9 protein-coding genes are annotated in these 11,810 nt (G+C 39.8%); 4 read left to right on the top strand and 5 right to left on the bottom strand.

Going from position 1 to position 11,810, the window contains the following annotated elements:
* Positions 1 to 258 precede the first annotated feature (258 nt).
* Entirely contained in the window at positions 259 to 1,077 is an 819-nt protein-coding gene (locus tag K3T81_RS01575) for a serine hydrolase (protein WP_238017783.1), read from the top strand.
* A gap of 13 nt (positions 1,078 to 1,090) precedes the next feature.
* On the top strand, positions 1,091 to 2,377 hold the full coding sequence (locus tag K3T81_RS01570; protein ID WP_238017781.1) for a hypothetical protein: 1,287 nt from the start codon (positions 1,091 to 1,093) through the stop codon (positions 2,375 to 2,377).
* 17 nt (positions 2,378 to 2,394) lie between these two features.
* Here the strand turns inward: K3T81_RS01570 and K3T81_RS01565 are convergent, their stop codons facing one another.
* The gene (locus K3T81_RS01565; protein ID WP_106898130.1) at positions 2,395 to 2,727 is read right to left on the bottom strand and encodes a hypothetical protein; all 333 of its coding nucleotides are present in this window, start codon (positions 2,725 to 2,727) and stop codon (positions 2,395 to 2,397) included.
* A 128-nt stretch (positions 2,728 to 2,855) separates the two neighbouring features.
* Positions 2,856 to 6,032 (bottom strand): DEAD/DEAH box helicase, encoded by a 3,177-nt coding sequence (locus tag K3T81_RS01560; RefSeq protein ID WP_238017779.1) that lies wholly within the window; start codon positions 6,030 to 6,032, stop codon positions 2,856 to 2,858.
* Positions 6,033 to 6,288: 256 nt separating this feature from the next.
* Between K3T81_RS01560 and K3T81_RS01555 the strand changes: the two genes are divergently transcribed.
* Both K3T81_RS01555 and K3T81_RS01550 read left to right on the top strand, forming a co-directional pair.
* Entirely contained in the window at positions 6,289 to 7,053 is a 765-nt protein-coding gene (locus K3T81_RS01555; protein ID WP_036577638.1) for an ABC transporter ATP-binding protein, read from the top strand.
* A 14-nt stretch (positions 7,054 to 7,067) separates the two neighbouring features.
* A complete protein-coding gene (locus K3T81_RS01550) occupies positions 7,068 to 8,921 on the top strand; it encodes an ABC transporter permease (RefSeq protein ID WP_238017777.1) in 1,854 nt (617 codons plus the stop codon).
* Between the two features lie 67 nt (positions 8,922 to 8,988).
* Here the strand turns inward: K3T81_RS01550 and K3T81_RS01545 are convergent, their stop codons facing one another.
* The 3 genes from K3T81_RS01545 to K3T81_RS01535 all read right to left on the bottom strand — a co-directional run bounded on the left by K3T81_RS01545 (position 8,989) and on the right by K3T81_RS01535 (position 11,626).
* Positions 8,989 to 10,185, bottom strand: a complete 1,197-nt coding sequence (locus tag K3T81_RS01545; RefSeq protein WP_238017775.1) for an MFS transporter — start codon at positions 10,183 to 10,185, stop codon at positions 8,989 to 8,991.
* Between the two features lie 161 nt (positions 10,186 to 10,346).
* The gene (locus K3T81_RS01540; RefSeq protein ID WP_238017773.1) at positions 10,347 to 10,958 is read right to left on the bottom strand and encodes a superoxide dismutase family protein; all 612 of its coding nucleotides are present in this window, start codon (positions 10,956 to 10,958) and stop codon (positions 10,347 to 10,349) included.
* A 152-nt stretch (positions 10,959 to 11,110) separates the two neighbouring features.
* Complete coding sequence (locus tag K3T81_RS01535) at positions 11,111 to 11,626, bottom strand: DoxX family protein (RefSeq protein ID WP_238017771.1); 516 nt, start codon at positions 11,624 to 11,626, stop codon at positions 11,111 to 11,113.
* Positions 11,627 to 11,810: the final 184 nt, after the last annotated feature.

Here is an 11,810-nt window from a genome sequence, read left to right as displayed (position 1 = left end):
CACTGTATAAGGGATTAGCTATAAGCTAATCCCTTTTCTTTATCCCCTTGTCCATAAACATTTAAGGTAACTTTAGATAAGCTATTCTTGACAATTTTTCGAAAATTCAATACTATATAACTAATTATTAAATGTTGTTGCAGTTTTCAATTTCGTTCTACCTACAATATACCTAGTTTCCTTAGATAGGACTATTGATAACGTTATCACGATCTATATTTTCTATCTGCTACTTTACTTGGAAAGGATAATGATTGTATGAATCTAGATCAACTTAAAACATCTATCCGTGAAGAAATCCATGAAACGCAAGCACAGTATTCTGTCCTTCTTACTTCAGGCGATGGAAGCCTAGCCATTAACGAACACCAATTACGCCCAGCTGCAAGTCTTGCCAAGATTCCAATTTTTATCGAGGCATGCCAGCAAATAGAAAGTGGTCGGTTACACCCTGACAAACTTGTCTACATAGAGGAAGAACAGTTTGTAGGAGGGTCTGGCATTATATCCTATCTTACAAATTCCCATATATATAGCTATATGAACTTAATAGAACTTATGATAATCGTATCTGATAATACTGCTGCCAATGTTCTGCTCGAATCACTGGGAATGGAAGCTGTTAATCAAACGATAGAGCAGCTTGGCGCTAAAAACACAGTCGTACAGCGGAAGTTCATGGATACGAAAGCACAGCAAGAAGGACTTGAAAATTATACTACTGCTTTGGATATGGTTACGTTATTGAAGGCAATTTCTGAAGAGGATAACCATTACATATCTAGTAAAAGTAGAAAGTTTATGAGGAGTATACTAGCTAAACAACAGTTTACGAATAAACTTGCGAACTTTTTACACCCTAGTATGCCTGTAACGATTTTTCATAAGACTGGTGAGTTATGTGGAATAGAACATGATGCTGCTATTTTAGAGTGCAAGGAAGAAAGGGTATACATAACTGTGCTAAGTGACCACTTACCATCAAACGCAGAGGGACAGCACACTATTGCCCAAATAGGAAAGCATGCAATCGATTATGTAATAACAAGATCAAAATCTACTTTATCTAATTTTTAATAGGAGTGTCGTCATGAAGGCAAAAGTAGCGGTGTTTGGTCCAGAAAATGTGGTCGTTAGAATTCAAAAATTAAAGAAGGAATTTTCCAACTACGAATTGTTCCCCTTTATCTATACAGAAGCTAATCAAACTCCTGAGTTGTTAGAACAGGCTTTCCTATGTGATATCTTTCTATTTACCGAGTCCATTGCCTATTGTTTTGTTAAGGAAAAAACAAAAAAGCGACGCCTTTCAACGATTGTAATTTATTGCGATGAATACATTCTAACTACCGCTCTTCTCCAGTCACTGTCCGATATGCTTCCTCAAAAGCGTATTTCACTCGATGGGACAACTGAAGAAGTAGTTCAACATGTCCTTACACCATTAAAGGAAATACAAGTTGACTTATTTCCATTCTATGAAGATGTTTGGGATGGTCAGACTGTAGAAAACATAGTGGACCACCATCGCAAACTTTGGGAGGATCAAAGCATCGACTTTGCACTTACAGCTTATAACGAAATAGCCAAGCGTCTGCAACAAGAAAACATCCCAGTGCGCCTTATTACGACTCCTGACCTATGCTTTAAATCTGCTCTCGATACGGCGGAAAGACGTATCACCTTCCATAACAATACATCCGTACAACACGTCATTGGATACTTCCGTTTTAAACATCTTGAGCAACTGCCAAGCTCACTAAAAGAAATGATTCTTTTTAGAAGGCAGGCTGAATTAGACACTTTCTTGCAGAAATTTGCTACACAACAAGATGCCATAGCCTTACGTAACAATCAGCATGATATGGTATTAATAGGCTCCAAAAAACTATTAAATTATTTAACTAATCATTTTGGGAATTTCCCACCGCTACAAAAAATCGAGGAACAGATCAAGGAGCCTGTAGGGATTGGCTTTGGACTTGGGCTTACACATCAGCAGGCGCAGGAACATGCATTACTCGCATTAGAGATGACAACTGACGAGGAAGGTAGCTCGTGCTATATCGTCAATGAAAGTCAGGCGAGTATCGGACCTGTGGGTGTGAAAAAACAAATAAACCCATCTTTTCTATATCAATCACTGATCCATAAAGCGAAATTAAACAATGAACTATCCTATAACTTTATTGAATTTATTAAGATGCGAAATAATAAACCATTTTCATCTCATGATGTGGCTAACTATTACAGCGTGACGAAACGAAGTGCAGAGCGGACAATAAATAAGCTATTGTCCGCAGAAATAATTAAGGTAGCCGGGTCAGAGAAGCCTTACCAAAAAGGGCGGCCAAGAAAACTATTCGCACTTCGTTAAGATAAGGAAAGACTACGTTATTGATTTTTATACCCTTTACTCTCTGCCAGTATGGAAATCGCTTGATCGTAGTCTTCTTCCTCTACCTTCCCTTCCAATAAGTGTGTTATTTGACCATACTCCTCTCGATTGTTATCCGAAACGTCAGCCACCCCTAGTCCCATAACTCCAGTCCCCGTGCTCATCGTCCCAGGAGTACCCATACCAACAATAGGGAAATAAGCGTTATGCTTTTTGGGTTCAGGTAGTTCATCAACCAAAACATTGGAAACTCGCAGTTTTTCTAATTTAGCCTTCGCTGTTTCTGCATCATTTTCCGATTTAAAGTATGCCACAAAGCTTTTTGTCATCGTGTAAACATCCTTTCTTTTTGTTTTAACTATTCCCCTGTTCACACTGGTCTAACCAAGGCATGCAAAAAAGCCAAATGAATTCGAATTTCGTTCATTCGAATGCTCATTTGGCTTTGGAGATTTTATTATATATTTAATAACTCACGGACGTCATCTTCGCTAAGTCCTGAAAGCATGGTTTCTCCAGGCTGGATCACCTGATCGATTAGTTCTCGTTTCTTTTGCTGGAGCTCGTAAATTTTTTCTTCGATTGTCCCTTCTGCTAAGAGACGAATGACTTGAACGACATTTTTTTGCCCAAATCGGTGTGCCCTCCCTGTCGCTTGGTCTTCCACAGCAGGGTTCCACCACAGATCATATAAAATAACCGTGTCTGCACCTGTCAAATTGAGACCAGTTCCTCCAGCTTTTAGGGAGATAAGGAAGACACTTTTCTCCCCATTATTAAATCTTTCACTCATTTTCACTCGCTCTTGGGATGGTGTCTGCCCATTAAGATAAAAGTATTCAATGTTTTCTTTCTCTAGTTGCTGAATAATAATCTCATGCATGCTTGTGAATTGCGAGAATATTAGCATTCGCTTCCCATTGCCAATGGCGTTCCTAACGGTATCCATTAACTGTTCAAGCTTGCCTGATTGCCCTTCATAGTTTTCAATAAACAAGGACGGATGACAGCATATTTGTCTTAAACGCGTAAGACCAGCAAGAATTTTCATCCTGTTTTGCTGGAACCCACTTTCTTTCATGGACTGTGCCGCTTCAATTTGCAATTGCCTATGGTAACCGAGATAGAGATCCTTTTGTTCCTTAGTCAGCTCTGAAACATGAACAGACTCAATTTTGTCAGGCAGCTCCTTCAATACATCCTTCTTTAATCTTCGTAAGATAAACGGCCTTGTGATAAGTGCTATTTTTTCATTAGAGAGCTGTTTGAACTCTCGCTGTCTTGGCATTAGACCTGGTAGTACCACTTGGAAAATGGCCCAAAGTTCATCAATTGAATTTTCTATTGGTGTACCACTTAGCGCAAATCTTCTACCAGCATTAATTTCCCGGATCGCCTGAGAGGTTTTGGTTACATAGTTTTTAATATACTGCGCTTCATCTAGAATCAAGGTTTGAAAACGTAACTGCCTGTAATATTCAATGTCCTGCCGTAGTGTTGCATAGGAGGTAATCCAGACATCTTTCTCTTTTTCTTCCTCCAACCGCTGCCTTCTTTCTGCAGGGGTTCCTGTCAACACTGCCACAGACAGACTTGGCATAAATTTTTCACACTCGTTTTTCCAGTTGTATACCACAGAGGAAGGTGCGACGATCAAATGTGGTAAATCACTAGGCTCTGACGCGATATAAGCAATGCTCTGCAACGTCTTACCCAAGCCCATATCATCGGCTAAAATTCCACCAAGGTGGTAATGACTTAATGACTTAAACCATTGAAATCCTGTTTGCTGGTAATTCCTCAGATTCGCTTGAAGCTCTTCCGGCAATGGATAAACCTGTTCCTCTGGTGACTTAAGCTGATGCAGCAGCTTTCTAAAGGATGGATCATAATTTTTATTCGTTTCAATCAATGCATCCACTTGTGTCCCTCGATAAACAGGTACATGTATATTACCATCATTTAGATCCTTTTTATCTACTTCCATATCCTGAAAGAACTGCTTCATAGAGCTGAATTCTTCCCCTTCCAAAGAAAGAAGGGCACCACTATCTAAACGGTAATATCTTTTCTTTTCAATTACCGCTTGAAGGATACTGGAAACCTCTTCATCCTTCACACCCTCTATATCAAAACCAATTTCCAGAAGGTTAGAGGAAGATTCAAGTCGCACACTTGTATTCGGCATAGGCTCCCTATCCATAATAAAGCTGCGAATCTCCGAGGTTAAGAATAGCTCTAAGTGTTCATCAAGCAATGGTAAGACATAATAAAGAAAATCATAAATTTCTTCCTCTGCTTCTGCTTCAATATAGAGTTCTTTTCCATTATATTTAAAGTTGGCATATTCGATTAGCTGCATGATCTGCTGCTCTTTCTTCACATCCCGTATAATAATGATGTCATGCTCTTCCCTGCCACCAAACGGGTTGATGTAATGTTCTCCATAATAATATTCCAGTTTCCCAACAATCCAATTGTCGCTCACTTCTAAATACAGCTTTGCCTGTAAAGGTAGCTGAATGATTTCTTCTGTTACCTTCTCAGAAATTTCCACTTCCCCGACTTTTTTCAATGAAGGCAATACTTCAGATAAGAAGGTGTCTGCTTGTTGCTTCGTTATTGGCAATTGTAAATCAGATAATCCAAATTGGCTTACCTGCTCGACAACGGGAATCTGCTCCTTCGAAGGAAAATAAAACACACCATCAGAAAAAAGAATATGGTAATGGCGTAAGTATGTGCCACCTCGAAGTTCTGGCATATTTAATATTAATTCATTCCGCTCATTTTTTGATAAAGAAAACTGAAATGGTAGCTTTTCTTGCGCTATCTCTACAGGATGATAACTCTTCTTTATGGTATCCACCGTAAAATCGCGATTTACCAACTCTTCAAGCAAAGCTTTCGCAGCTAATGGTGGGATGGTTATATAGCGAGTATCCTTATTACTGTTCCGAAAAGAAGAAAATTGTCTTTGTTCCTCATACATCTGCTCATTGTTTAATATTTCCCGCAATGTCTCAAAAATTGCTAAATCTTCTGGTTTAAAATAATGTTGGTCAGGGCTATAAGTAAATGCCTTTGTAAAATAATGCTCTTTTCCATCTAAAACACTATCTAAGAACAGTCCAGCATCTTTGACAACATAACAGCGTTTCTCACCTGCTTTAAGTTCAAGTTGCAGGCTGTTTTCTAAAGTCCAACTACAGAAGTATTGGACTTGCATCTCCCTTTTTTCCGGAAGAATATCATGTGTTGCCGTCGTTTGCGGTACATTCGTCAATGCCTGGATAAAATGATTTGTTGTTTGGTAATCAAAATGAGGGAGCGCTGGCGGGCGGTCCGTCTCTTTCTGTGAAATACCGATCAAGGTTGCTGCAACATGCTTACAGGAGCCAAATGTATCGAATGCAGGGCAATCACAATACGTATCAATGGACCCGTCTGCAAATTGGCTCATATTTATTTCTACAAAGTAGTCCTCTGACCCTTTCACGGTAGCGGTCCAGACCTGGTAGTTAAGATCGTATAAAAGATCCATTACTTTTCCTCGTTTATAATATTCCAGCCCACGCTTATAAATAATGGCCGGAAAAAGCTTTTGGATGTTAATATCGCTGAAACTTTTCAAAATACTAGCAACCTACCTTCCACCGTTCTTCTTCTCTCCATTGTAAACGAGTTCCCTCTGTTTTTAAACTATTCCCTTTCTTAAGGATAGGATGACATCAGCTATATTATACGTTTTAGTTGTTTCTATCTTATCCGCCTCTTTCACTTTATCCATTCTTACAAAACTGTAAGCTACCTGAAAGAAAGATACATAGCAGCCTTTCTCTATACTGTTTACACTGTAAATAGATTCAATAATATTGGAGGTAAGTGTAATGAAACAGTCCGTACTTGATGTACATCAATTAAATAAGATTTATGGGAAAAAGAGCGAGAAACAATTTCATGCCTTAAATAGTGTTTCTTTCGCTATGGCTGAAGGAGAGTTTGTTGGCGTAATGGGGCCATCAGGAGCAGGTAAAACCACGTTACTTAATGTCATCTCCACATTAGATACCGCGACAAACGGTTCCGTTAAAATTGCTGGAACAGACATCACCGCCATGAAACAAGGTCAGCTAGCTGATTTCCGTTCAAGTCAACTCGGCTTTATTTTCCAAGACTTTAATTTATTGGAGAATTTAACGGTTTATGAAAATATTGCCTTGCCCCTCTCCTTACAAAGTGTTGCGGTGCGAAACATTAAACCGGCTGTAGAAAGTGTTGCGACAAAGCTTGGGATTGAGGCAATTTTAAATAAGTACCCTGTCACTATTTCTGGTGGACAAAAACAGCGCGTAGCTGCTGCTCGTGCATTAGTACATGAACCTGCATTAATTCTTGCAGATGAGCCAACAGGAGCGCTTGATTCTAAGAATGCTCGAAGCCTAATGGAGACGATGGTCCACTTAAATGAAAATCACGGCACCTCGATCATGCTTGTAACACATGATCCATTAAGTGCGAGCTATTGTGAGCGCATCCTGTTTATCCAGGACGGAAAACTGTATAAAGAAATTCACCGAAACAGCACTAGAAGCGCATTTCATCAGGATATCCTTGACGTGCTTGCTCAATTTGCGTCACCGGATATGGACTAGGGGGAGTGAACAATATGCTGCTAAAATTATCTTTAACGAGTATGCGAAAATTAGCAAAAGACTATTTGGTCTTATTATTTGGTTTAACAATTTCCATTTCGATTTTTTATATGTTTGAAACACTTGCCCAAAATAAAGTATTTCTTGAAGCGAATTCCCTTATTAGCTCTATTGTCTTCGTATTTCATGTAGGGACATTTATTCTTGGCATTATCACGGTTTTCTACATTTTTTATGCGACATCCTTTCTTTTATCTTTACGGCAAAGGGAATTAGGCATGTACATGACGTTAGGCGCTAAAAAACGTAAGATCACCCAATTAATGTTTATGGAAACTTTTTTTGTCGGCTTAACTGCCCTCATTATCGGGATTGTGCTAGGTGTTGGACTATCCTATGGCATCGCCGAGCTACTTATGTGGCAACTTGACTTCCAAGGTGGAGGATTTCAGCCACTTTACTCCTCTTCCCTTCTGATCACAGTGCTATTTTATGTCGCTTTATTCTTCCTTACTTCCATTGTAAATGCTTGGAGAGTTGGCAGGAAAAGTGTGCTTAGTCTGTTGCGTTCAGGTCAGCAACAAGATCAGGTGAAAACAAGTGGATTACGTACTTTCTTTGGCGTTTTGTTATCCGTCATCTTGATTGCTGTCGGTTACTATGCAATGGTGCATATTGCAGAATTGATGCAGTTCGGTATCATACTTGCGACCGCGACCATCATACCGGGAACTTACCTTATCTTCATCTCCTTATTGCCATTTTTGGTTAAAAGACTGAAGCAAAACCGCAACTTAAATGAAACGGGCATCAACTCATTTACATTGGGGCAACTCCGATTCCGGATGCTAAACCTGATGATGGTACTAGGTACTGTGGCGATGCTTATTGCGCTAGGATTAGGGGCAATGACAGCTGGGACATCCTTTTACCATAATATCGGGATACAGGCCTCTATGTTCCATGCCAATGATGTTGTACTTTATGAGCCAAACGAAACTGAGAAACAAACATTGGCAACAATGGATGTGACAGAAGAAGAGGATTACCGCTATAAGTACAATGATGAGGGAGTCTATTTTCTAAAAACAGACCTTGAAGCAGCACCACCTGACGTCATGGCATTTGAAGAAGGATCGGAAGGTTTTTCACCAACTACTCCTGAAGCAAAATTGTCTGCGGACGAGTATGCACTATATGGCGAAGAAGGCGTGACTGAATTACCAGGAAACTGGTGGACAGCAGTTAGTACAGAATTAGGGGCAGGCTCCATGTTTGGCAACAGATCTATTTTTGTTTATGGAGAATCTAGCTACCAAGAGGTAGACGGAGAAGAACAACATGTCACATTAGCGAAATTAAATGATTTTACAGCATACCTACCTGAATTGGAAAAATTGGATGCTAGCCAAAAGTCTCTCGCTGAAACATATACTGGTAATCAAGTTGAACAACTTGGTGGGAAATACAGTAATTATGTAGCACTTAAAGGGTTTGCCAGTGGAACTATTTTTATGGGAGTGTTTCTTGGTATCGCTTTTCTTATGATGATGGCAAGTGTTCTCATGTTTAAACTTCTTTCTAGCGCTGGCGCGGATGTGCATCGTTATAGTATGCTACGCAAAATTGGGGTTAGAAAGACACTACTCGTTAGGTCAATTTACCGCGAGCTGTTTCTGCTATTCCTCTTCCCAGCCATTGTGGGGATTGTCCATGTTATCGTGGGAATGCAGATGTTTTCCTTTATTATTATCGAACCATATACAAAAATATGGATCCCGCTTACATTGTTCTTCGTAATCTATGGTATTTACTATTTCATTACAGTGCAAATGTACAAGCGAATTGTATTGCCTAAGCAGTTCTAAAGGGTTGCTAGTTAATAAAAAAAGGATGCTGAAATCAACAGATTCTAGCATCCTTTTTTAGTTTACTTTAATTTTCTACGTACCGCGCTCGTGCCTTTAACAGCAAGTAGACATATAGAATGATAGAAAGAAGTACAGATCCAGCTGCGGTTAAATAAATAATTGCATAACCGAATTGAAAAGCGAGCTGTCCAAATACGATAGCTCCAAGTCCGACTCCTAAATCAAAAAAGGAGAAGAACGTAGCATTGGCCATTCCTTTTCGATTATCCGGGGCCTTATTAACAGCCCATGCCTGTAGCGCTGGCTGTACACTGCCAAATCCCAATCCATATAAACCTGCCGCAATAAGCAGTGCAAGAGTGCTAGGAAGCCAAGAAAGCAAAAGCATGGCAATAAAAATTAATACCGTCCCAGGTAAAAATACATAGATATGGCCTCGTTTATCATAAATTTTACCCGCAAAGGTTCGTGAGAGCATAAGAAAAATAGCAAACACTAGGAAGTATAAACCGATCCCTTCGATTCCTTTCTCCTCTGCATATAATGGTAAAAAGGATGCTATCCCTCCGAATGTTACCGTAATGAAAAATAATAATACTGCTGGTTCTAAAGCTGTTTTCTCAAATATATCAAATTTCACCGTAGTAGATTTAGCAGGTGATTCTTCTACCATTTTATATTTAATTTTTGCTGATAGTAAAAAGGCAACAAGTCCCAATGCAGCACAGATAAGAAACAATTGTATGAAGGAGATGATCCCTGCCAGTTGTAGACCTAATGCAGGTCCAAATGCCAAGGCAATGTTCCCTGAAAGGCCAAAGTATCCCATCCCCTCACCACGGCGCTTTACAGGAATCAAATCTGTTGCGATTGTACCTGTTGCAGTAGTAGAAAAACCCCAGCCTACTCCCTGTACAACGCGCATAACCAGTAATACTGCAATACTACTGATAATAGAGAAGGAGGCCACTGAAATAACGAAGATGGCAAGTCCTGTCATGTAAACAAATCTCCTACCCCTAGATTCAAGCGCATGACCGGCATAAGGTCGAAACAGCAATGCAGAAAAGGTAAAAATACCAACAATAATACCAATTAATTGATCACTTCCCCCCAGTTCATTAACAAACAGTGGAAGTGTCGGTAACGTCATTTGAAAGCCAAGAAATATAAAAAAGTTTGCAAGACATATTAGAAAAAAGTCCTTCGTCCAGATTTTATCTGAAGAAGATTGTGCGTTCATCGCTTTTTTTGTATCCATCATGATCGCCCTTTCTTCGATACTCGAAATATAGTATACAGGAGATGATCGGCAAAAGGAAGGTACGAATAGACGGTATCTATAGGATTTTAAAAGTGAGAAACATAGAAAACATACTATTATCCACCCACTAAAAAAGCCCGGAATCCTCCGGGCTTATCTTAACCGCCAATAACGCCACACGCGACTCGATCACCTGCGTCACCTGACGGCTGGGAAGCGTAGTCATCTGCTCCTGCATGGATAACTAATGCTGTACCATTTTCTTTAAAAACCGAATTCAGCTCCCCATTTTTTAGGGTAACCTTTTCTGCAATTATCTCTGTATTTACCCTTCCATCCTCTGCCACTTCAATATTACGCAAATCACCAGCATGCGATCCATCCTGATGCTCTATACCATGCTTGGTATCCTCTGGGTTGTAATGACCCCCTGCTGACGTAAAGTCTGGCGCCTTGCATTCCCCCGTTTCATGAATATGGAACCCGTGTTCACCAGGAGAAAGTCCTTGCCCTTCCAATTTTATTTTCACGTAATCATCCTCTTGCGTTAAGTTCGCAACTGCTACCACATCTCCAGCAGCATCTTTAAGGGAAACCAACACCTCTTCTTCAACTACACTCGCGACATCCTGTGTTTCCTTGTTTTCCTTCTTATCGCTTTCATTGCTATTGCTGCCTTGTTCGTGTTTGGTCTCATCCCCACCACACGCCGTTAGGAGAAGGACTAAAAAAGTCAAACCAGAAAATATGTACATTCTCTTCACATTCATTGCTCCCTTCCTTCGTTATAGCCCTATTTATTTCCATTTAGGGAGCATTTAAACGTTAGAAGTCCTGCTTTGATTGGCGGACACATCAAAGCCCGGGTTTCAACCGGGCTTTTTTCGATTTACTCGCTCTTCACACTGTTATCGTTTTTTGACTACGCGACAGCTAATTCTTTTTTCTCTTTCTTATTACGACGAGGCTTATGACTTTTCAAGAATGGTACAACCCATCTGTCTACACCAAATCTTCCGGCGTTATACCCTGCAGCTATAATAAATACTGTGAGTAAAACCATTTGTGCATTGGTGCTTACGGTTCCACTAAATAGGAAAGCGAAATTCATTGTAATTGCCATTAATGCTGCAAAGTTTGTAAAGATTCCTAAAATCAACGCTGCTCCTACAAGAATCTCACCCCACATAACCATGAAGCTGAATAAGCCTGCGTTTGGAAGAGCAACCGTTTCTAGGAAAGTGGCCCACCAGCTTTGCACAGCTGGGTGATCTCCACCAGCACTGTTAATAGCACCTTGTATAAACCCAGTTGCATCAAATCCTCCACCTGTTAGTTTTCCCCATCCACCTGTTAACCATTGATATCCAAGATACACTCTCAAGAACGCTAAAATAGCTGCTGCAACACTGCTTTTTCTAATAAAGTTGTTCATCATTTTTACCGACTCCTTTTTATTTAAGATGATTGCTCACTGTTTCACAATATATTGTGTGTTTCCTTCTTACACTTATATCTTAGCATCATTTTCCAATAAAAAAAGGTGATTGCTCACTGTTTCACAATTAAGACATAAAGTTGTGGCAAAACTGTGTCGTGGTGCGTTTTATCTTGAAAATATG

This window comes from Oceanobacillus jordanicus, from assembly GCF_022095695.1.
Classification (GTDB): Bacteria; Bacillota; Bacilli; order Bacillales; family Amphibacillaceae; genus Oceanobacillus_B; species Oceanobacillus_B jordanicus.
The sequence above is the reverse complement of the archived record's forward strand: the minus strand, read 5'-3'. Positions and strand labels throughout refer to the sequence as shown.